Below are 23,435 nucleotides of genomic sequence, written 5' to 3' on the forward strand. Positions count from 1 at the left end.
GATATATGGAACAACTGTACAACTACTTGCCGGAAAAGCTGGTGACCTTTATCCTGGTTACCTTGTTTTCACTTTTAATAGGACTTTCGCAACGTAAAATCAGTCTGAAACGTGAAGGAGAAACCACTCTTTTCGGTACTGACCGCACCTTTACGTTTATCGGAATGCTGGGGTATCTTTTGTATATCCTCGATCCGGAAGAGATGCATCTTTTCATGGGAGGTGGTTTGATACTCGGCATTCTTTTAGGGCTCAACTATTATGTGAAGCAGTCCCAATTCCATGTATTCGGGGTGACGACTATTATCATCGCACTGATCACCTACTGCATTGCTCCGATTGTGTCTACACAGCCTTCATGGTTTTACGTCATGGTGATTGTTACTGTTTTATTGCTTACCGAACTGAAGCATACTTTTACGGAGATCGCGCAGCGAATGAAAAACGATGAAATGATTACGTTGGCTAAGTTCTTGGCTATCAGTGGTATCATCCTTCCGATGTTGCCTAATGAAAATATTATCCCTGACATCAACCTGACGCCTTATACCATCTGGCTGGCCACAGTAGTGGTTTCGGGTATCTCATATCTTTCCTATTTGCTGAAGCGGTATGTCTTTCGTGAATCGGGGGTATTGGTGTCCGGCATTATCGGCGGGCTCTACAGTAGTACGGCTACAATCTCGGTACTCGCCCGTAAAAGCCGTAATACACACTCGCAGGAAGCATCCGAATATGTTGCCGCCATGCTTTTGGCTGTCAGCATGATGTTTTTGCGCTTCATGATTCTAATTCTTATTTTCAGCTCCACTATTTTTACTTCTATCTATCCTTATCTATTGATTATGGCTGCCGTTGCAGCCGGTGTAGCCTGGTTTATCCACACTCGTCGGAAGCGGACACCCGACGCTGACCTTGTGGAAGAAGAAGATGACAGTAGTAATCCGTTGGAGTTCAAGGTGGCTTTGATTTTTGCAGGGTTATTTGTTATATTTACCGTACTGACACACTATACCTTGATTTATGCCGGGACAGGAGGGTTGAACCTGCTGTCGTTCGTTTCCGGTTTTAGTGATATTACTCCTTTTATCCTGAACTTATTGCAGGGCACGGGAAGTGTAGCGGCTACTGTGGTGATGGCTTGTACCATGCAGGCCATTATCAGTAACATTGTGGTCAACATGTGTTATGCGCTTTTCTTCTCGGGTAAGCAGAGTAAATTGCGCTCGTGGATATTGGGCGGATTCGGATGTGTAATCGCAGCAAATGTTGTCGTACTTTTTTTCTTTTATCTGATTTAATGTGCGTTATCGAACGACTTCTGATAAAAAAGAATAAAAATCACTCTATTTCACCTTTCTTAACTCCGAGGGTTTTGTAAACGAATATAAAGTCGATATTTTCGTTGCCATTCTGTGACAAATACTATGATTTTACGTCAGATAGACTATAAACTAAAACATAACTTCACATGAGAAACAAACTACTACTATTGTTGCTGTTGATGTTCATGACATCCGGCATGATGTATGCCCAACAGCAAAAAACACAGCAATCCCAACAACGTACGGCAGCTCCATCTTATACATTGAAAGGCGTGCTTCTTGATTCGTTGACTCAGGAAGGCGAACCTTATGCTACAATTAAGATCGCAAAAAAGAATGCTCCTCAAAAAGCTCTTAAAATGGCTGTAACCGATTTGAATGGTAAATTCCAGGAGAAACTGACTGTTGCTCCCGGAGAGTATATTATTACCTTATCGTCTGTAGGTAAAGTCACGATCGTGAAAGACTTTACTGTCAAAGCGAGTGAAAAGGTGATCGATCTGGGAAAATTAAATATGGCCGAGGCTACTAACGAACTGAAAGGTATAGAAGTCGTTGCTCAGAAGCCACTGGTAAAGGTGGATGTAGACAAAATTGAATATAACATCGAAGACGATCCTGACTCGAAGACCAATACCGTAATGGAAATGCTTCGTAAAGTACCGTTGGTAACAGTGGACGGCGAAGATAACATTAAGGTAAATGGCAGCAGCAGTTTTAAAATCCATGTAAACGGTAAGCCTAATAATATGATGAGCAATAACCCGAAAGACGTGCTCAAGAGTATGCCGGCCAATACCATTAAACATATTGAGGTAATCACTTCTCCGGGAGCTAAATATGATGCAGAAGGTGTGGGCGGTATCCTGAATATTGTAACTGTCGGTGGTGGATTCGAAGGTTATACTGCAACTTTCCGTGCCAGTGGTAGCAATCGTGGTGCCGGTGCCGGTGGATATGCTACTATCAAATCCGGAAAACTGACTATTACAGGAAATTATAATTATAACTACGATACATCGCCTAAAAGCTATTCGGACAGTTACCGTGAAAATTATGATTCGGAAGATCAGAAGTATCTGGAATCGAAAAGCTCTTCCGATTATAACGGCAGTTTCCAGTACGGCAATCTTGAGGCCAGTTACGAAATTGATACATTACGTTTGCTGACAGCGTCATTCGGTATGTACGGCGGTGCCAATGATAATAAGAGCGACGGGTTGACTACAATGTGGAATGCCCAGAGAGACCGATTGGCTTATCAATACCGCTCGTTGAGCGACGGAGACGGTTCCTGGTATTCTATGCGTGGTAATGTCGATTATCAGCGTACCTCTAAAAAGAACAAGGACCGTATGATCACTCTCTCGTACAAGATCAGTACACAGCCGCAGAACTCTGACTATTATACGGACTATAAAGATATCAAAGATCCGTTTGAAATGGATATCGTTAAGAAATTCTTGCTGAATAACTCTCATTCGGATGGCAAGACCAATACTACCGAACATACATTCCAGGTGGATTATACTACTCCAATCGGAAAATTGCATACTATTGAAGCCGGAGCTAAATATATCATCCGTAATAACCTTAGTGATAACAAACTGTTCGAAGCCGAGGGCGTCAGTGACAACTACGAATACAACAACGACCGTAGTAGCAAGTATAAACATCTGAATGACATTCTTGCCGCTTATCTGGGATATACACTTCGTTATAAAACATTCTCATTCAAGCCGGGAGTACGTTATGAATATACGTCACAGGATGTGAAGTATCTGGCAGGAGCCATCGGACCTGAAGCGGATTTCAGTACCAGTTATAACGACTTTGTTCCTTCTGTAACCATGGGCATCAAGATCGGTAAGACACAGAACTTGCGCGGTGGATACAACATGCGTATCTGGCGTCCGGGTATCTGGAACTTGAATCCTTATTTTGACGACCGCAACCCGATGTTTATCAGCCAGGGTAATTCGAATCTGGAAAGTGAAAAGAGCCACTCGTTCAACCTGAGCTATAGTATGTTCAGCATGAAGTTTAATGTCAATATCTCTCTGCGCCACTCATTCGGAAACAACGGTATCGAACGGGTCAGCCGTTTGATTGGTAAGGGTGGTGAAGAGTTCCCCGGAGGACATCATGCTCCCGAAGGTGCATTGTATAGCACTTACGAAAATATCGGTAAGAACCGTAATACAGGTCTGAGCCTTTACGGTAACTGGAACGCTTCTCCCAACACCCGTATCTATCTGAACGGTGATGGCAGCTACGTTGATATTAAGAGTCCGGCTCAGGGATTACATAACTATGGATGGAATGCCTCTTTATACGGTGGTATCCAGCACACCTTCCCATTGAAGATACGTGCCAGTCTGAATGCCGGAGGAAGTACTCCTTACATCAGCCTGCAAGGTAAGGGATCGGGATATTATTACTATAGTCTGGGTGTGAACCGCTCTTTCATCAAAGACCGCTTTACAGTGAGTGCCTATGTAAGCAATATCTTCGAGAAGTATCGTTCGTATAATAATACCACTATGGGTGAAAACTTCTTGTCGAAGAGCAGCAGCCGTTATCAGAGCCGTAGCTTTGGTATCAGCCTTAGCTACCGTATCGGTGAGTTGAAGGCCAGTGTGAAGAAAGCCGCTCGCAGTATCAATAATGATGACGTGAAAGGTGGCGGCGGACAAGGCGGTCAAGGTGGTGGCGCTAATTAGGAATTTGCGTCCAACCGTGAACAGCAGTCCGTAAAGAAGAAAGTGTGTCGGAACTAAAATGACCACTTGAAACAGCTACAGATTACAACCCAAAACATAAATAGCCCTATCGAACTCTATTTTAGAGTAATGATAGGGCTATTTTCGTTGTTGATAAGGGTGGACGTTTCTGATTCCAATTTCTCCTTCTTTAAGTTTGAGTCCTGACATACCCTTTTCTTTATTTAAATGCCGGTGTCTTACAAAAAGAATGCCGTAAGCGTAAAGAGCAAATGCCGGTTTATAAAGAATGATCTGCCGGCATCTCTTTCCCCGACCAGGCTTTCAGATTGGTCCATTCGGCAGGAGGGGCACTCCAGAAAGGATCGTCGGCGGGTAGTCCCAATGGCAAGAAACCGGTCAGGCACAAGTAAGTACTTCCTGTATTAATGTAGGACTCCGACATTTGAACCTGATTACCGGAGAAACCTATCTTCAACCAACCCTTTGTGTCGAAATTGGCAGCAGACCGGAATTGGTTCTCTATAACTTTCGTCATGCCGCAGCGTACCTGTGCGGGAACAATTTGTTGCGGAAGGAGATGCAGTAAAGCTGCTTGTCCCAATGCGTGAAATACTCCGGTACGATAGACAATCGAACGTCCGATTACCGGATATGTTCCTTCCGGAGAAATGAAACGCTCCAATTGTTCGGCATAGCGTCCCAAGCGTTTTTGCTGTACATTCAGAAATTCACTTTCCGGCATCCGGTGCTTCTGCATGACGACTAATACATCGGTAAGCATAGGATGAATCACGAAGCTATTGTAATAATCGAGGTGGAATTCTGCTCCGTCTCCATACTGGGCGTCTCCTTTATACCAAAGATCTCTGAACTTGCGTACCCCATAATTGAGCCGCGTTGTATCACATTCTCCGGTGAATTCTTGCAGGGCTGCTTCCACGATGGAGGCAAACAGCAGCCAGTTGCTTTCATTGGGCTTGATAACACGGCTTCGTTTTAACTCCGTCACCACTTGCTTGCGGGCAGTGGGTGAGAGGTTGCCCCATAATTGTTTAGGTGCACGCAATAATCCTTCTGCCAGAAATGCGGCATCTACCAAGGGTTGTGAAGGTTCTCCGAAGATCAGGTAATCGGGTGAGGACGGATTCACTGCATTGCTGATCCCTTTCACCGTCAGTTCGATGTATTTTTTGCGTAATTGTCCTTCGGGAGTATCGTCTTCTCCTAGTTCCAGCCATGGAGCAATGCCGCATACGGTTCGTCCCACTGCCTCCAGATAAGAAAAACGTTGCCGGTTGGGAGCAAGCGATTCGTAAGGCATTTCCTTTTTCAGTGTTTCATTGGCCAGGTTACTGAGTACGGGATCGGCCAGGCGTACAAGAGTTTTTACCCAGATCTCCCGATCGGCAGTTCCTGTGCGTGACTGTGCCCAAAGGCAAGGGACTGCCGCCCATCCGGTCAGCAGTCCCCATACAATCGATAAGATGATCCGTTTCATTAGAGCGGTCTGTCTTCTTTATATTCTACTGTCACTTCGTCTGTAAGTGGTTTCTTGCCGGGAGTAGTCACACGAATGATATTCTCTCCCGAGGTGAGTTTGACATTTTTCCACACAACGGTTGAGTAGGTGTCCGCCTTTTGTTTACCACAACTGATACCGTTTACAAATAGTTCGGCTTCCGGGGCAGTGGTGAAAGCCATGAAGGTCTGTTCCGGCTGATAGCGGAGCCGACAGCGTTTTTCCGCCAGATAGATCATCGGTTCCTGTTTATTCCAGTTAGCTTTGTAGAAGTAGAAAGCATCTTTTCTCACTTTTCTGTCGAAGGTGACAAGTCCTTTATCGTTGATACCCGGACGGTCGCCTTCCGTACGATGAGCTGCCCCGAAATCGAACATGTTCCAAACGAAAGTACCCCATACGAAGGGACGTTCGGCAATGATTTTCCAATTCTCCATGTGGTAGTAAGTCTGCCAGTTCTCGGGATGCCACCAGCCTGAAGCCGACGGTTGTTTGAGTGAGTCCTGCTGATGATAGATGCTGGCTCCTGCCCCATATTCACTGATGCCGATGCGTAGTTCGGGGTGTTTTTTATGTGTACGGTCCAAAAAGGTTGCCAGTGTTTTCGGAGTACTTCCATACCAACCGTCGTAACGGTTCCAGGCTATGTTTTCGGTAATGAAGTTCAAATTGCCGTCCTGGTTACTGGCCGAAGTTGTCGGGCGGGTAGGGTCTTCCTGTTTTGCCAGTACATTCAGTTCTTTTACATATTCTACGGGATTGTCACCCACCTCTTTCAGCTCATTGAATAGTCCCCAGAAGCAGATGGAAGGGTGGTTGTAGTGCTGCCGGATCAGTTCGATCAATTGTTGTTTACCATTTTCGCGGAAGGAAGCTTGGTCTACAAAACCTTTATCTGCATATCCTCCGGGACCTACAAACGGAATCTCGGCCCAGGTTACAATACCGTGTTTATCCATCAGGTCGTACATATAGGTAGCTTGAGGGTAGTGTGCCAGGCGGATGGCATTGACTCCCATTTCGCGCATCAGTGCCACATCTTCTTCGTGATGCTGCGGGCGGAGTGCATTGCCTACTTCTGCGCGGTCCTGATGGCGACAGACTCCATGAAGCGGCAGGTGTTTGCCATTCAGAAAGAATCCTTTATCCGGATCGGTATGATAATAGCGCAATCCTAATGGCTGCGTTACACTGTCGATTTGTTTGCCGTCTTTGTGAAGACTGATACTGACCTGATACATAAAGGGATCTTCGCAACCATTCCAGAGACGTGGTTTCTGAATCAGTAGAGGGAGTTGTTCCTGAATATCAGCCCCCTGTTTCAATGACACGTTGCGGCTCTCTTTGCAAATCACCTTGGTGCCATCCGTTACCAGGACCTGAAGTTCGGCAGTTCCGTCGGCTGCACGGTTGGATAGGTTAACTTTAGCGCATACTTTCGCTTCCTGCGGGCTGACGACCTCCTGTACCAGATAAACTCCCGGCGAAGCGTAGTCCAAAGGTGAGATACAAGTCTCGTCGGTTATCAGCAGATGTACGTCCCGATAGATTCCTCCATAAAAATTGAAGTCACCCACCAGCGGCATGATGTCTAACTGTTCACCGTTGTTGGCGCGTACCAGGACAGAGTTCTTTTCTCCATATTTCACCAAGTCCGTGATTTCGAAGATGAAGGCTCCGTATCCGCCTCGGTGCTCACCTATATGCTTGCGATTAATAAATACATCGGCTATACTGTTTACTCCGTCGAAACGAAGAAAAAGACGTTTACCTTTCCATTCGGGGCGGATGTACAAAGCTTTCTCGTAGTTGCCAATACCTCGTTTATAATCTATTTTGCTGGCAAGTGCGTCTTGTGCATTCCAGGTGTGCGGCAAGTCCACCCGCCGGGTGTCTCCCTGTACCTGATGCGAAAAACGGAAATTCCAGTTATTGTTGAGTAGAATATCCTGACGCTGGGCATGGAGCGAGATGGAAAAGAGAAGTAGGAAAAGAAAAGTACTTAAACCTTTTTCTCGACCCCTCCACCACAAGGAGGGAAAATAGTTACATTTCTGCTGTTTCATATGTTCTTGATTATGTATTGATTAATGATGTTATTATTGGGATCATCGGTATTTCTCTATCCGTTTTGTAATACGTCCGCTTTCTCCGGTCCGCCCGGTTCGGGAGTTTCTTGTGGGTGAATCACATCGAAATAATAGATGCCTTGCTCCTTCAGATATTCCAGGAAAGACGGTAACCGCATGCAGAAACGACTCCAGTCTTTCTCTTTGGACGATGTCCACGCAGATTCTGCCAGTGCTATCAGGCGTGGGAAGGTCATGAAGTCCAACCGTTTTCCGTCTGCAATCCGTTCGGTCCAAAGTGTGAACTGCATACCCAGTATCTGATCTTCGTATCCTTTAAAAAGATGACTGATCGGTTCGGGGAAGGCATATATGTCTTGCAACGGATTGAATCCATCCCAATAGCGTCCCACTTTATGTGAGGCATCCTGTACGAAATCGCCATACAGCGGGCGACGTGGAGTCAGGACTACCTGATAGCCTTGCTCAAGCGCTTTCAGCAACTGGTACTTACGGTCGTGGCGCCACCACATAACCAACGCTTTGGAGGGGGAGATACCGGCGTCCACTATTTCGTCCCAACCAATCATTTTTTTACCTTTGGCCGCTACCAGATCGGCAGCACGGCGGATGAAGTAATGCTCCAGTCCGGTTTCATTGATCAGCCCTTTTTCCTTTATGAAGTTCTGGATTTCAGGATCTGTGAACCAGTTCTGATTGCCGTAGTGCACTTCATCACCTCCAATATGGATATAGGGAGCCGGGAAGAGGGCTACTATTTCATCGAGTACATCGCTGATAAAACGATAAGTTTCTTCTTTGCAAGGATGGAATGTGAAATGCTTCCAGCGTCCTTCTCCTCCGCCCGATACTTCGGGATAAGCGCGGCAGACCGCTGTGGCATGTCCGGGCATATCGAACTCAGGAACCACCATAATCTGGCGTTCGGCCGCATAAGCCACAATCTCTCGTATATCGTCCTGTGTATAGAACTGCGGAGTTGCTTGGGCATCATGCCAATTGCCAACGGCCCCTATTTTCGTCAGCTTAGGGTATTTTTTGATTTCAATTCGCCATCCCGGTTCGTCTGTCAGATGCCAGTGGAATACATTGAGATGGAGTAAAGCCATTAAGTCGAGGTATTGTTTAACTTTCTCTTTACCGAAGAAGTGGCGGCTTTCATCGAGCATAAATCCGCGCCATGCGTAGCGTGGCGAACTGTAAATCCGGCAACAGCGGATTTTGCCCCGTTCGTGCCGTGCCAGTTGTTTAATGGCTTGGCGGGCATAAAATGCTCCTTTCGCAGAAGTGGCATCAATGAAGATAGAATCCGGTGTAATTTCCAGTTGATATGCTTCATCCGAGTATTCTATGCCGATAGCAGGTAGAGACTTAGAGATAGTAGTTCGTACACACTTAGCCGAAACTTCGTCATAAGAGAATGTACCTTTATGTGTCTCTATCGCAGAAGGAGCGGGGAATAGCTTTTGTGCTTGTAAGCCTTGAAAAGCAAATAGAGCAAGAAGAAGAAATTTTATTCTCCCTCTTGCTGTATTATGAATGAATAATGTTCTGTTGGTTCGTTTCATCCTATGTCTTTAACTTGTTAGCATTCTTTCTTACTTAAATACTTCCATTATGGGCCTTCCGATCCATACTTGTGGCTGCTTGAGTTTGAAAATGGCAGCTACGGTAGCAGCTACGTCAAACTGCATCATGCTGGCCTGAATTTCATGCCCTTTCTTGATATTTTTCCCCGAGATGATGAACGGAGTCTCCATCTCCTGCATTGTCTTTCCTCCATGCCCTTTATTGATTCCGCCATGGTCGGATGTTATTATAAAAATCGTTTCATCCAGTATTCCGGCTTCTTTCACCGCATTCATTACTTTGCCGATGTATCCGTCTATTTCTTCGAGTTTGTGATAATAGGCTGGTGTATCATGACCTTCCTTATGTCCCACATGATCCGGATTATCCCAGGCAATAAGTGTTAAAGTCGGCTTTTTCTCTTTAATGTACTTCACGGCTTTTTCACATAGTTCCGTAGGATATTTTTCATAGTTAATCCCTTGGTTATATTTGTTTACTGCCAGCGTATCCACCAGATATTTGATGCCGACCCATTCGTAGAAAGTGCCAATTTCAGCTTTCGGATCAGCTTCGCGGAGCAATTGGAATATAGTTGGAAAAATGCCATCTTTACTTAATTCTTTCGAAGGAAGATCCGGGGTGCTTGAATTCCAAGTCGTGTATCCGTGTAGCTCCGGGCCTGCTCCCATGAACATAGATGCCCAGTTTACTGCACTGGACGAAGGGAGTACAGAGCGTTTGGTCAGTGTGTAAGAACCATCATTCATTAATTGTTTGATATGGGGAATATTAGCTTTCTCTACACTGTAGGCACCCCAGCCGTCCAGTCCAATTAAGACTACATGTTTAGCTTTCCACTTGCTGCCGGCATGGCAATTGGGAGCTATCGTTAATAAGCAGATAATTAAACAGGCAAATTTAAACAGTTGTGTTTTCATGATACTTCTTTATTATAAAATTATTTATCTAAATCTTTTCTACGCTTCAGGGCTTCCAGAAAGTAGTAGTCTGCATAGTTCAGAGGTACGTCAATTTCACTATTGTGCGGAATACTGCCTACGCTATGCATCAGGATAAAATAGCCGTTAGTGCCCAATGCGGCCCGATAGTCAGGTGAGGCGAGACTATGCATGATGCGGTCTGCATATTCCCTGTAGGAAGCGGCATCGGGGACGTCATATGTGCTGATTTCGTACAGGGCAGAAGCGATGCAGGATGCGGAAGAGACGTCCCGGGGTTCATCGGGTATATTGGGTGCGTCCATGTCCCAGTAAGGTATCAGATCTTCGGGCATGTGCGGATCATTTTTCATCCTATTGAATGTTTTCAGTGCCTGATCCAGATATTTGCGGTCTTTCGTTTCACGATAGCAAATAGTGAAGCCGTAGATGGCCCATGCCTGTCCACGTGACCAAACCGATTCATCAGCATATCCTTGTGCTGTTTGTTTATGGCGTACGGAGCCGTCCGAAATATTGTAGTCCACTACGTGATAGCAACTTCCATCAGGACGGAAATGCTCGGAAAGAGTACGGTCGGCATGTGCTACGGCTACTTTATGGAAAGTGGAATCACCGGACAGTTTGGTTGCTTCGAACAGAAGTTCCAGGTTCATCATGTTGTCAATGATAACCGGACATTCCCAGCCTCTTTCACTTTGCCAGCTATTACCCTTTACATCCCAGCTTTGAATGACTCCGGCATTGGGGCGGAAACGCGTACAAAGTGATTTGGCTGCCTGTACCATTACGTCTTTATATGCAGCTGTATCGGGAGCGAGCCTCAGGCCGTTACCAAAACTGCAATTAATGATGAATCCTATATCGTGATGCCAAGTCAGGTGCTCGGCCGGGCGAATGGCTTCAGTATATTTTCTGGCCAGTGGAAGATAGCTGGTGTCACCTGTCAGTTCGTACAGATACCAGATGCTACCGGGAAAAAATCCACTGCGCCAATCGGCATATCCGCAGTAATATACAGATCCATCTCTATTGAGAGTTACAGGATTGAGACATTTTCCGCTGGCCTCGATGGTGTCGATGGCCAAACCGAGTTGTACTTTGGCAAATTCTACATTTTCTGTTATAAAAGACGGTACTGTGGGTTTGTGGTTTGAGCAAGCCACACATATCATTGCGCAGGCTGCTCCCAATAAGGGTTTTAAGTTCATGTTTTATTGTTTTTTTATGGTAAAAGAATAATTTCCTGTTTTATAGATGTTTGTTGCTGTGAGTGTAATGCGACAAATCGATTTACCCCATACATTGGATAGCCGGGTATCTGTTAATGGGATTATTTCTGTTTTCACATCGAACAGTTGTTTATCATATTCTATGACGGCTTTCTTTCCTTTTACTTCCAATTGAATTTTTCCCGGTATTTCCGTATTCACCTGCCCCCATGTCATGAAATTGATTTGATTAGGCTGTTTGGCTGTTGTCAGACGGAAAGAATCTGAAATCCGTAATTGTCCTTTCTGAAGTGAATAGGAACGTATCCATGATTCCACTTCTGCTTCGGCCGGATAGGCTGTCGCTATATTGGCTGTGAATGTGTTTTTCCTCTTGTCAGCTTGTACTTGTGTTGCTTTATATGTTGCTCCGTATTTCTGAGGGACGCCATTAATCAGGGGGAGATTGTGATAGTTGCTCTGCATAGTCCAAATGGTGTAGCGATCCTTGCTGAATGTCTGGCGTGTATAGGTCCCTACTCCGGCATCAATAAGAAAAGGAGTTTGGTCTATCCAGAAAGAGAAGGTACCTGCGTCATTATGATTATGGCTCTCGTCGTTATATCCTCCTTTAGCGGCCAGAAAGTTTCCTTTATTGTCAGTTATATAGCAGAATTCGGTTTCCGGATACCAGGAGAATGGGGGAGTCAGATGTGCCGCTTGAGTTTCTTTTAGTTCGTTCGCAATCTTTATAGCAGCAAGCGTACGGTATATATCGCGTCCGGAAGGGAGTTTATTGGTGTTAATCATAGCAGCGAATCCTTTCATTTCGTTACTGTTTACAGCCTTGCCATACCGGAATATCAAGGGAGCGTCTCCACTGCCTTTCGCCGAAGCATCAGCGAAATTAACCACCCATCCTTTGCCCACGTATGAACGTGATATATATTCGCCCATATTCTTTATCATGGGATTATCGAAGATGGAGACAGTTCCCCCGGTAACGGCTGACAGTAATTCCAGATAATCAAACATTTTTCCGGCGGCATGTCCCCAATAGGAGGGGCCTTCCTCACATGCACCGTCGGTATGGGTATAGTTGATGAATTTATCTACCGAAACCATACTGCGGTATATTGCCTTCGCTAACATTTCTTTATCATTTTCAAGCAGCATAAAACACATTAAGGCGTTGCTGTTACACCAAGGATTCCAGTTGTTGACCAACATTCCCGGTCTATAGTTCACTGCCATCCACCAGAAGTGATCGTTATTCATGTAAGGATCCAATATACGCTGTTGGAGCGTATGCCGTAAACGTTCGGATATAGCAGGATTGAGCTTGTCAAACTCTTTGTGCATGTAATAATAGGTCCATGCGAGTAAAGAGCCTAAGTCACCTGCTGTCAGGTCTATGATGTTTTCTTTAAAATCGGGTAATGAGCGGTGAGACTGTTGTGCATTCAAATGGGCGGCCAATGCCCAGGAAGTCATCTCGCAGGAATGATATACACCGTTGATCAGCTGATCGATAAATCGTCCTTTCCCTTCTGCGAGTTCAGCGAGTAGCAGGTCGGCTATGGCATTGTTATTATTGGCGAAAGGAGTTTCCATAATGCTACGGTTGCCGCTGCGTTCAAATTCCATATAATCAGTAGCTTTCACAACCTGCCATTGATAATTCAACTGCTTCTCTCCGCGAAGGATACATTCATTCTTGAAAGAGCCTAAAAAAGTGTCCCATCCGGTTCGGTCGGTATAAGCAGGATAAGTGACCCATTGTTGATTTAATATAAGCACTTCCTGCAAACTGCTTACGTTGGCCTGTTTTTGAAGATAGTTCCGTTCTGTATAGCTGAGAGCTTTTACAGTACAGCATAGCAAGAGAGTGAATATTAATAATTTCTTCATCGTAATAAAATTAAGATTTTAACGTAGGCAAAGTAACACAATTTATTGCTATTTTATCTTACTAAATGGTTCTTAATGCTATATAATTTTTCTATTTTAGTTGGATATTTGAGGGAATCAACCTTCAAAAGAGGAAAAAATGATAAAAGAGTCTGTTTAGAACTTTCTTTTCAGATGGAATAGAGGGCGTGTGTCGAAACTCACCACAGAGGACACTGAGTAACACAAAATGAGTTCTAAGTCATTGATTATCCATGTTGATAATCTGTGATAATCCGTGTAATCTGTGGTGAAAAGAGTTTTTGACACAGCCCTTTGGTTTATAAGAATCAGTAGCTTAAACGTATTTGTTTAATTCCAGCCCGAATTCTGGGTCAGGGATTTGTTCATATCAGTTTCATGTTTTGGGATTGGCCATACATAATATTGGTCTCCTCCCCATGTGTAAGGATAGGTGATAGTCCCCCATACATCTTTCATCCCGGCTGTACCATCAGCATTATTAAATTTACTTTCTTTCCATGTTTTCCAACGGAGTTCTTCGTAAAAGTCAACTCCTTCACCTGCTGTTTCCCAGCGGAATTCATTCTGGATACGAACGCGCATATCTTCCTGTCCCTGAACCATAGTGGCAGTATTGCTGTTCAACAGTGCAACACCGGCACGTTGGCGTACTTTATTCAGCCATTCGATGGCCTCATCGGTTTTACCCTGCTCATTCAATGCTTCTGCCAATCCTATGACGACAGTTGCGTAGCGGATAATTGGCAGGTCAATCGGAGATTGTTCACGATTGGTCATCTCACTTGAACCTTCAGCAACAAATTTGCGGAACAAATAGTATAAATGGCTCTGAGTGTCAGTACGTAAGTCATAAGGATAATCGGTGTCAGCACCATAGTAGGGCCAGCGTGAAGTGAAGGTGTGGTCTACACTGTTTCCCGAACCGTCATATGTAGCATATGGAGTGATGACAGTTTGGGATAAACGAGGATCACGGCTGTCATAAGCAGCTTTGATACGAGCCTCGTTTCCTGCCGGGAGATATAATGCTTTTGCCTTGTCACTCAACTTCTCCAGACGTCCGTCTACTTTGGCTTTTATTTTTTTTACCATGTCGTCTAATGCCTCTTCCGTGCCGTCAAAGCCGATTTCGCGATACTGTGCTTTTACTGTTGCCGGATCGGTATTACGCAAGAAGAATACTTCACGGTCTTTAATATCTAAGCTTGAGAATCCTGGAATGTATTCATCCCAGTTAAATTTACTGCCGTCTATATTTTCGTAGGTTTCTACAAAATCCACACTGGCTAACATAGTGTTCCAGCAAGAACCAAATGTAGTACGACCACCATAACGGAAACTCATGGAATTTCCGTAAGTGCTACCATTATTATCGATACACTGCAAAGAGAAGATAGCTTCATCACTCTGTTCATTAGCTTCTTTGAAGAGTTGCTTGTAACCATCCTGAAATAATGAATGTCCCAATTCACCTACTTTACGGAAATCTGCTTCCGCTTTGCTCCATTCTTTGGTCCATAGATAGATTTTTCCACGTAATGCATAAGCCACTGATTTGGTGACATGACCCCATTCTGCTTTACCGGCAGCGATACGGTCGGGAAAATTCGGATCATTTATTGCGTCGGTTAAATCTTGTATGCAGAAATTCCATATATTCTCTTCGCTTTCACGTGGTTTGTCTGCCTGATCAAGTTCCATAGGCGTATTATAATAAGGAACACCCCTGAAAACTGCATTCAGTTTGTAATAATAAAATGCACGCAATACTTTTGCTTCGGATAATAATTTACCTTTTACGCTTTCACTTATCGGTGCGTCGGGTAGATGTACAATGGCATCATTGGCACGGTAGATACCTGCATAATGTTGTTTCCAATAGTCTGAGAATATTCCGGAACCGATGGAAGCTGTACCGGCCAGTAGCGGATAATCGTTGTCACGGCAGGTTGCTCCCACGCTGAATGCCTCCATTAGATAAGCCTCTTTTGCTACATAACCTTCGCGCAGGGTAGCGTAGATAGATGCTACTCCCATAGTACAAAAGTTTTCGTTGCTCCACATACTGCCCGATGATGCTTTATCATATGGCTTTGTGTCCAGTAAATCTCCTTGGCAACTGCTTATAGCAATTGCTGTGGCTGTTAATATGAATAATTTATTTAATAGTTTCATAAGATTTCAAGATTTATTTAGAATGTTATATTGGCACCTATTGCAATTGTCCTAAACGGAGAATAGCCCATACCGGTAGCAGATTCCGGGTCTTGGCCTTCAAATCCGGTAATTGTCAGCAGATTTTCAGCTGAAACATAAATACGTGCATTTTGCATAGCAATTTTTGAAACCCAGTTTTTCGGTAGAGTGTAGCCTAGAGACAGGTTCTTCAATTTAATGTAATCACCTTTGTACAGCCATAAGGTTGTATTGCCATGACGATTTTGTACATAGCCGTCTATATAAGCCATACGCGGATATTTTGCGTTGATGTTGGTACGTGGATCATCCGGATTTTCGGGATTGTAGAAATAATGATTCTCAGCAACCCGTTGTGCGATAGTACTACCCCATTCAGTAGATGCGGCGTTGTATCCTGTGGTTGCCCCCCAATATATGCTGAATCCGGCAGCTCCTGCCCATACCATAGAGAGGTCGAATCCTTTCCATGCGGCAGAGGCCTGAAAACCGAAATTGTATTTAGGCTTATTGGAAGTTTTTTGGAAAGTATAGTCATTATCATCGCCATATACTCCATTATTATTGGAGTCGGCATAGATGTAATCACCATACCAGATCTTGTTTTTAGCAACCGTTTTCCCCGGTTGAAATTCATATCCGGCTGCGATCATATCTTTCACCCATGCCATATCTTTTTCTGTACGGATCATACCGGTCTTAGGTCCTCCTTGAGGGTTTACGCTGCCATCCGCATTGTAGTAAGAGCCATTGCCATGATAAACGTTCCGTAAATAGTATTCGTTCATCATGCGGCCTTCAACAATGGGTGTTGTGCCACCACTGGACACTTTACCGATATTATCTTCCCATTTACCACCGGTCAGTTTGTTATTCGGATCTTCTACCCATGTTCTTTCATAAGTGCCGTTATAGGCATCGATATTGCTTTTGTTGTATGAGAAGTTACCGTTAATGGAGTAGCTTACCCCTCCTATGTTATCACGCCATCCCAGTGATAACTCGACTCCCTTATTGCTCACTTTGGCGAGGTTCTGACGGGGGGCAGTCATTGTTCCGAATACATAAGGAATAGTCGGGCGGTATAAGATACCGTCAGTTTTCTTTTGATACAGGTCGGCACTTATGCTCAGACGGTTCTTTAATAAATTAACATCAATACCAAAGTTGACAGAGGTGGTAGATTCCCATTTCAGTAAGCTATTGGCGATGGCACCCATATACAATGCAGAATTTAAGGCATTTCCAAATACTGCGTTGGTGGTACTGTATACCGACATGTATTCGTAGTTACCAATTTCAGAGTTACCTAATTTACCCCAGGATGCACGGACTTTCAGGTTATCCAGCCAGGTACGGGTATTTTCCATGAAGCTTTCTTCTGAGATGCGCCATGCACCTGATAAGGAAGGGAAGAATCCCCAACGATGATCTTTGTGGAAACGTGAGGAGCCGTCATAACGGAAATTTGCCTCAAATAAATACCGGGAATTATATGCATAGTTCACGCGTCCAAATACAGAACGTGTGGCATAATCCTGGGTTGCACCTTTGGTACTTGTCATTTCGGTTGCTTCATCAAACTGGTTCAGTGATTCGTCGATCAAACCTTTCTTTGCGGCATCTACAGTATAGTAATTCTTATAGAATTCCTGATAGCCTAACAGCGCGGATACATCGTGTTTCTGAGCAAATGTATGATGGTAGTTTAACAGGTTTTCCAATGTATAAGAGTAATTGGACTCATAACCGAAACTTGTACTTAATTGAGAAGGAGGAGTGATACCATCGACAATTACCCCGTCACTGAAACGTGTCTGATAAGCAGGTACTCCCCATTGGCGGGTTTCGTAGATGTAACGGTTATAATTGAAATTGAAATCCCAGCTTAAATCTTTAAAGAACTTGACCTTGCTAAATAGGGTCGTGTTGAAACGGTTGTAGCGTTTGAAGCCATCATTCCGTGCCAGTTTATATAGTGGGTTATTGGCTGTTGCACGTTCGTCCGGACATTCCGGGTAGCCGAAACTTCCGTTCCATTCGGGATAAGTACCGGCTGTAGATTGTCGGAGGAAAGTATTGGCATTGCTAAAGTCACCCACTTCACGATCCATTTGTGAAGCATAAGTACGCGTACCTAAAGTCAACCATTGAGTTGGATTGGCTTCAATATTGGCACGTACAGAATAGGTCTTGTTGGCTGTATTGTCTACAATACCTTCATTATCCTGATAGCGGGCTGACAATAGGAAACGAATTTTATTAGATCCTCCTGAGACTGAAAGGTTATGTTCGTGTATCATACCTCCTGAGTATAATTCTTTCAGCCAGTTGGTATTTGGGTATGCGATGTAATTAGGGACACCGTTTTCATTTACTCCATTGGGATCTTTTGATTTCTCTCTCCACAAATCGATATACTTTTGGTCAAAAAGAGTACCGGAGCCAACATTTTCGCAAGATTCGTTCATTAATTCCATATAATCCGCATAGTTACTCATCGTTTCGATCATGCGTGTCGGGCTGTTGAAAGAGATGCGTCCACTATAGTTTACCTGTATTTTGTCTCGATCACCGCTTTTTGTTGTGACTAAGATGACTCCATTGGCAGCACGGGCACCATAAATAGCACAGGAAGCTGCATCTTTTAGAATAGAGATATTTTCTATGTCCTGAGGGTTAATAGCATTCAATGAACCTTCCATACCATCTATGATAATCAAAGGTGAGGCATTATTCATTGTGCCGTTACCACGTACCCGTAAGGTTGTGTTATCTTCTCCCGGCATTGCCGAGCCTGAACTGGCTTGAAGTCCTGGACTTAGACCGGCTAATGCCGAAGATACTGTCGTAATGGGGCGTGATTTAGTTTGTTCTTCAAAATCAACGGAAGATACGGCACCTGTTAAATTGGCCTTTTTCTGTGTGCCATATCCAACTACTACTACCTCATCGAGTGTTTTGCTGTCTTCTTCCAATTGGATGTTGAAAGACACCTGGTTGCCACTTACTTTGACTTCTTTATTAAGATAGCCGATGTAAGAGATTTGCAGTGTTGCGTTGGACGGTACTTCGAGACTAAATTCTCCGTTCAGGTTTGTGATGACGCCAATAGTTTTATTACCTTTCACAATGACGTTGGCTCCGATAATCGGTTCTCCATTTGCATCTTTTACAATACCTTTAACCGTTCTGCGCTGTTGGGGGACTGCTGTGATCGCATCTCCGTTTTCAACTGTCTCTTGTGAAGAAACAGCCCAAGCGCTACCGCTTAAAAGCATTATTAACGATGTACTTACAAGTACCCTTTTAGAAGATAAGGGTAGCAAATGTAATTTGCTTTTTCTCATAATACTTTAGATTGAGTTAATAAAAGTGTTAAATACACCACAAAACTACGGTAACTGATCTGATCCGATGTGATACTTTTATTCTCAATAAGGACACTAATTATTCATAGTCAATTTGGAGTCTGCCTTAATCCGTATTTCCTATATGGCTTTTATGTACAAAATTTTGCGATAGGATACTTAATTAGATAGAAATATTGGACATAATTTGTTCTTTTTCATTATCCGTATACTATTAAACTTTACAAAATATGAATAACATGGTTGAACTATGTCGTGGAAGCGCCCCCTCTATGCTATTTTTGTTCGCAATATAGGCACTAATTGTTCTTAACTAAGTAGAAGTTCCAGAAGAACTTTGGCGATGTCGCTGGAGAAAGAACGTATTGAAAAGGAACATATTGAAGAGATGAACCAAGCTAAACTACGATTCTTTACCAATGTGAGCCATGAGTTTCGTACTCCTTTAACTCTTATTATAAGTCAGGTAGAGCTTATGTTACAAAAGAATACGATACCTCCATCTTTGCATAATAGTATTTTCAGGATAAGGAAGCATGCCCAACAAATGAAACTTCTAATTTCAGAATTGCTTGACTTTCGGAAATTCGATCAGAACTATATCCAATTAAAACTATCGGAACAAAGCCTGAATACATTTTTAGAAGAAGTCTATCTTTCTTTCTCTGCTTATGCCTCTCAGAAGTCCATTTCTTACCATCTGAAACTGTTGGAGCAGGATATATCTATTTGGATAGATGACTGGCAAATGCGAAAAGTTTTGTTTAATTTGCTTTCGAACGCATTTAAACATGTTCCGGATAAAGGAGAAATAAGCATATTAACCTCTACCACACCGGATCAGGTTGTTATTGCAGTTAAGGATTCCGGGAATGGCATTAGTAAAGAAGAACAGGAACGGATATTCGATCGTTTTTATCAGGCGGACAATCGGAATAAAGCGCTTCATGTTGGCACTGGTATCGGACTCGCATTAACGAAAAGTATCATTCAGCTACATCATGGTACAATTGAGGTAGAAAGTGAGTCAAATGAAGGCAGCTGTTTTATTGTAAAGTTACCTAAAACCCGTGATTGTTTTGAAAAGGATACTGAAGTCGTTTTTCTGGAATCTCCAGAAAAGGAACCTATGGTACAAGAGAATACCATACCGGATGAGAATTTTATGAAAAAGGATGATTTTACATTCGAAACTCCCTTGATAGATGAACGGGAAGAGAAACGGAAAGTATTATTGGTAGAAGATAATATGGAGCTTTTGCAGGTACTCAAAGAAATATTTTCACCACTTTATCAGGTGGTGACGGCCGCTAATGGCGAGGAGGGATTAAAACAGGTCTTTGCAGAAGTGCCCGATTTGATAGTGAGCGATGTTATGATGCCGGTAATGACAGGAACGGAAATGTGTCTGAAAATAAAGAATAACATAAGCTTGTGCCATATTCCGGTTGTGTTGTTAACAGCACTTGACACTGTAGATCAAAATATAGAAGGGCTACGTCGTGGAGCAGACGATTATATCACCAAGCCTTTCAATGCAAAAATCTTAATAACCCGCTGCAATAATTTGATTCGTAACCGCTTGTTGATGCAAAGCCGTTTTGCCAAAGATCAGATTTTAGAAATCAACCTGTTGGCAGCTAATCCAATAGATAAAGGCTTCTTGGATAGAGTCATTAAGGTAGTAGATAAACATATTGATAATGAGGATTTTGATATTGGTATGTTATGTCAGGAACTTGGAATGGGGCGAACATTGTTGCACACCAAATTTAAAGCATTGACAGGGATGACACCCAATGAATTTATTCTAAATCACCGGTTGAAAATAGCATCGCTGATGTTAAAGAACGAACCTTATTTACAGGTAGCAGAAATATCCGATAGATTAGGTTTCGGTTCTCCACGCTATTTCAGCCGTTGTTTTAAAAATCAATATAACGTTACTCCGATGGAATATCGCAAAGGAGCTAAACAGGAAAATCTTAAATGACCTAAGGCGGATACCAGATAAGGGGAATAACATCTGAAAGTAAATTCATGCTCGTAAAGAAGACTATTTAATCAATATGGACTCATGGTCTATTTAAATAGCTGGATTAAAAAGAATCTGATGATAGGTAAGAGAAGAGAGGCTTTGCCGTAATATCGCCAAAGTTCTTCTGGAACTTTTTTCGCGCCAGATAAAATAGGTCACTGAAATGCTGATAGTGATGTAACTGAGCCATGCCCACCAAGTAAGGTACCATGGGGTATTGATATGTATTTGTAATAAGATCTCCTGTGCTTTGCGCATTTTCAGGGAGTTGCCTTTTTGCCGTACGTGTAACACGTAGTCTCCAGGATCCAGATTGGTGTATTTCAGGCTTGTTTGTGAGGTGAGTGACCATTGCTTGTCAAAACCTTCTAACTGATACTCATACCAAGTATTATTCAGTATATCCACATAGTTGGAAGAAGCAAACTCAATAGTCAGGTTATTTTGGGTGGCATTTAGATTTATTTCCCGGACAAAAGGGAGCCCTTCTGTCAGTATACGACTTTTGTCATCCGGACTTATCCGTGCGTTGTTGACGGATAAACTTGAAAAATAGAGTTTAGGTTTGGGATATTCTTTGTTCAGGTCTTTCTCCAGAAAAGAACTAAGCCCTCCTGTACCTCCGATAAATATAGTATGGTCACTACACATCCATACACCACAACCATTAATGATGGATGAAAGGGACAGTCCGTTATCCAGTTCAATGGAACGGAATGATTCGGTGGTTGGATTAAACAGTGTGATACCCCGATCACTTGTGATGAGTATGTTGTCTGTCGAAGTCTGTAGAAGATTATAGCAATAATTACTGAGTAATTGGTTCTGCTCGGGAGTATAGTTGATGCAGGTCTGAGTTTGTTCGTTATAACAAAAAAGTCCTGAACCTAAAGTGGCGATATAAAGATATTGATTGTTACCTTTCAAAATCTTGCTGATGCCGAACTGTCCAATGGATGCAGGCAGACTGAATGATTTGACTTCTTCAGGGTGTTTCAGATTTATACTATATAAGTTAGTACCTGCCGACAACCAGAGAAAACCTTTGGGATCAATGGTGAAAGTTTGATAGTAATATCCGTCATAAAGCAAGCGGAATTCATTTGTATCGGGATTCATGGAAAAAACTCCGTTACGAGCGGAAACGATTAACTGGTCGTTATAGAAAGATACTTGGAAGATAACATCATTGGGCTCTTTGAGGCCTTTCGTGGAATGATTGAGGTAGTTGTAAAAACGTCCGGTCTTGCGGTCGAACCGGGAGAGTCCTCCCATATGTGTACCGATATATAAGCAGTCTCTTTTAGGGTCGTAACAAATACTTTTCAGATTATTGTGGGGCAGTGAGTTGGGGCCTCCGGCAGTGTAAGTGGTGAAATGTCCCGCTTGTCGGTCTAAGCATGCCAATCCACCGCCATCGGTGCATATCCATAGGTGGTGATCTTTGTCCTCGGTCATAGCCCCGGCGAACGGGTAGTTGAGACAGTCGCTACGATCGGGATTATAAGTGTAGTAATTGAATGCGTTGTTATCCGGGTTAAAGTAGTTGACTCCTCCATAATAACTACCTATCCAGATAGTGCCTTGTACATCCTGATAGAGTGAAAATATAGAAGAATGGCTGAGTCCTCCCAGGCGTTGTTCTTGCTTGATGAGGCTGTAGGTTTGGGTGCTTGGATCATATTTTTGTAAACCGTCGAAGGTCCCGAACCAGATGTTTCCTTGCTGATCTTCTACAAATTCACGTATTTGTTCGCTGGAAATGCCGTTTGGTGATGAGGGGTCATAAGGAATGCGGTTGATTCGTCCGTTCCGGTTGATACGGTATAGCCCTTGTGTACGGCAGCCTACCCAAAGTTCCTGACAGGAGCTTTGAAAAATACGATAAACATCTACTTTAGGGATCAGGCATTGAACCCTCCCTTTGTTTTCCGTGGTATATAGACCTTCTTTGGCACCGATATAAAACCTGTTGCCATTTATCGTCAGATAGTTGATGGATGATATACCTGTTTTTAATTGAAAGTCTAATTGATTGTTTTGGGGGTTGTATCGGAAAATAGAGTCGTGTCCGGCACACCATATCTCACCGGCATGAGATGTTAGAGCATAGACAGATCCTTGACGCAGACGTTCGAAAGTCTCTTTACGAATATCGTATTTCAGTAAAGCATGGTCAACAATCAGAAACACATCTCCGTTTTGACTCCCTGTAATGGCACTAACCTCATTCCCTATCAGGATTTTCTGATCCGGTCGATTTCCGTTTTGTATCCATGCCTTATAAACGGCCATCTTATTACTATTGTAGATGTTGACTCCTTCACGTGTACCAAACCACATTCTACCCAGCTTATCTTGATAGATAGCCATAACGGACGATTGCGAAAGACCTTCTTCTCTACCTATGTGCTTAAAATATCCGGCGTAAGATAATTGAACGATGAAAATACCGATCAAAGAAAAGGCTAATTTATGTCTATTCATAGTTAT

12 protein-coding genes are annotated in these 23,435 nt (G+C 43.3%); 3 read left to right on the top strand and 9 right to left on the bottom strand.

Going from position 1 to position 23,435, the window contains the following annotated elements:
* Positions 1–5: 5 nt before the first annotated feature.
* The gene (locus tag BSHG_RS15685; RefSeq protein WP_008658115.1) at positions 6–1,301 is read left to right on the top strand and encodes an MgtC/SapB family protein; all 1,296 of its coding nucleotides are present in this window, start codon (positions 6–8) and stop codon (positions 1,299–1,301) included.
* 170 nt (positions 1,302–1,471) lie between these two features.
* A complete protein-coding gene (locus tag BSHG_RS15680) occupies positions 1,472–4,048 on the top strand; it encodes an outer membrane beta-barrel family protein (RefSeq protein WP_005784143.1) in 2,577 nt (858 codons plus the stop codon).
* Between the two features lie 280 nt (positions 4,049–4,328).
* Here BSHG_RS15680 and BSHG_RS15675 read toward each other — a convergent pair whose 3' ends face one another.
* The 8 genes from BSHG_RS15675 to BSHG_RS15640 form a co-directional block, all read right to left on the bottom strand.
* Entirely contained in the window at positions 4,329–5,549 is a 1,221-nt protein-coding gene (locus tag BSHG_RS15675) for a DUF2264 domain-containing protein (RefSeq protein WP_008658119.1), read from the bottom strand.
* Entirely contained in the window at positions 5,549–7,636 is a 2,088-nt protein-coding gene (locus tag BSHG_RS15670; protein ID WP_008658120.1) for a glycoside hydrolase family 2 protein, read from the bottom strand. The genes BSHG_RS15675 and BSHG_RS15670 overlap by 1 nt, the downstream gene beginning before the upstream one ends.
* 56 nt (positions 7,637–7,692) lie before the next feature.
* Entirely contained in the window at positions 7,693–9,228 is a 1,536-nt protein-coding gene (locus tag BSHG_RS15665) for a beta-N-acetylhexosaminidase (RefSeq protein WP_008658121.1), read from the bottom strand.
* Between the two features lie 30 nt (positions 9,229–9,258).
* Positions 9,259–10,170 carry an alkaline phosphatase gene (locus BSHG_RS15660; protein ID WP_005784150.1) on the bottom strand — a complete coding sequence of 304 codons (912 nt, stop codon included), beginning with the start codon at positions 10,168–10,170 and terminating at the stop codon, positions 9,259–9,261.
* 20 nt (positions 10,171–10,190) lie between these two features.
* Positions 10,191–11,402, bottom strand: a complete 1,212-nt coding sequence (locus tag BSHG_RS15655; protein WP_008658122.1) for a glycoside hydrolase family 88 protein — start codon at positions 11,400–11,402, stop codon at positions 10,191–10,193.
* A gap of 3 nt (positions 11,403–11,405) precedes the next feature.
* Positions 11,406–13,313: a heparinase II/III-family protein gene (locus BSHG_RS15650; RefSeq protein WP_008658123.1), complete on the bottom strand. Its 1,908-nt coding sequence runs from the start codon at positions 13,311–13,313 to the stop codon at positions 11,406–11,408.
* Positions 13,314–13,664: 351 nt separating this feature from the next.
* Entirely contained in the window at positions 13,665–15,512 is a 1,848-nt protein-coding gene (locus tag BSHG_RS15645; RefSeq protein ID WP_008658124.1) for a RagB/SusD family nutrient uptake outer membrane protein, read from the bottom strand.
* A gap of 17 nt (positions 15,513–15,529) precedes the next feature.
* Positions 15,530–18,883 (bottom strand): SusC/RagA family TonB-linked outer membrane protein, encoded by a 3,354-nt coding sequence (locus tag BSHG_RS15640; RefSeq protein ID WP_032497332.1) that lies wholly within the window; start codon positions 18,881–18,883, stop codon positions 15,530–15,532.
* Positions 18,884–19,247: 364 nt separating this feature from the next.
* Between BSHG_RS15640 and BSHG_RS15635 the strand changes: the two genes are divergently transcribed.
* Complete coding sequence (locus BSHG_RS15635) at positions 19,248–20,897, top strand: ATP-binding protein (RefSeq protein WP_008658127.1); 1,650 nt, start codon at positions 19,248–19,250, stop codon at positions 20,895–20,897.
* Positions 20,898–20,990: 93 nt separating this feature from the next.
* Here BSHG_RS15635 and BSHG_RS15630 read toward each other — a convergent pair whose 3' ends face one another.
* Positions 20,991–23,429 carry a two-component regulator propeller domain-containing protein gene (locus BSHG_RS15630; protein WP_008658129.1) on the bottom strand — a complete coding sequence of 813 codons (2,439 nt, stop codon included), beginning with the start codon at positions 23,427–23,429 and terminating at the stop codon, positions 20,991–20,993.
* Positions 23,430–23,435 lie beyond the last annotated feature (6 nt).

It is taken from the genome of Bacteroides sp. 3_2_5 (genome assembly GCF_000159855.2).
In the GTDB taxonomy this organism is placed as follows: Bacteria; Bacteroidota; Bacteroidia; order Bacteroidales; family Bacteroidaceae; genus Bacteroides; species Bacteroides fragilis.

Excerpts from the sequence above, each read along its gene's own strand:
- BSHG_RS15685 (WP_008658115.1), top strand. The coding sequence starts at position 6 with ATGGAACAACTGTACAACTACTTGCCGGAAAAGCTGGTGACCTTTATC.
- BSHG_RS15680 (WP_005784143.1), top strand. The coding sequence starts at position 1,472 with ATGAGAAACAAACTACTACTATTGTTGCTGTTGATGTTCATGACATCC.
- BSHG_RS15675 (WP_008658119.1), bottom strand. The coding sequence starts at position 5,549 with ATGAAACGGATCATCTTATCGATTGTATGGGGACTGCTGACCGGATGG.
- BSHG_RS15670 (WP_008658120.1), bottom strand. The coding sequence starts at position 7,636 with ATGAAACAGCAGAAATGTAACTATTTTCCCTCCTTGTGGTGGAGGGGT.
- BSHG_RS15665 (WP_008658121.1), bottom strand. The coding sequence starts at position 9,228 with ATGAAACGAACCAACAGAACATTATTCATTCATAATACAGCAAGAGGG.
- BSHG_RS15660 (WP_005784150.1), bottom strand. The coding sequence starts at position 10,170 with ATGAAAACACAACTGTTTAAATTTGCCTGTTTAATTATCTGCTTATTA.
- BSHG_RS15655 (WP_008658122.1), bottom strand. The coding sequence starts at position 11,402 with ATGAACTTAAAACCCTTATTGGGAGCAGCCTGCGCAATGATATGTGTG.
- BSHG_RS15650 (WP_008658123.1), bottom strand. The coding sequence starts at position 13,313 with ATGAAGAAATTATTAATATTCACTCTCTTGCTATGCTGTACTGTAAAA.
- BSHG_RS15645 (WP_008658124.1), bottom strand. The coding sequence starts at position 15,512 with ATGAAACTATTAAATAAATTATTCATATTAACAGCCACAGCAATTGCT.
- BSHG_RS15640 (WP_032497332.1), bottom strand. The coding sequence starts at position 18,883 with ATGAGAAAAAGCAAATTACATTTGCTACCCTTATCTTCTAAAAGGGTA.
- BSHG_RS15635 (WP_008658127.1), top strand. The coding sequence starts at position 19,248 with ATGTCGCTGGAGAAAGAACGTATTGAAAAGGAACATATTGAAGAGATG.
- BSHG_RS15630 (WP_008658129.1), bottom strand. The coding sequence starts at position 23,429 with ATGAATAGACATAAATTAGCCTTTTCTTTGATCGGTATTTTCATCGTT.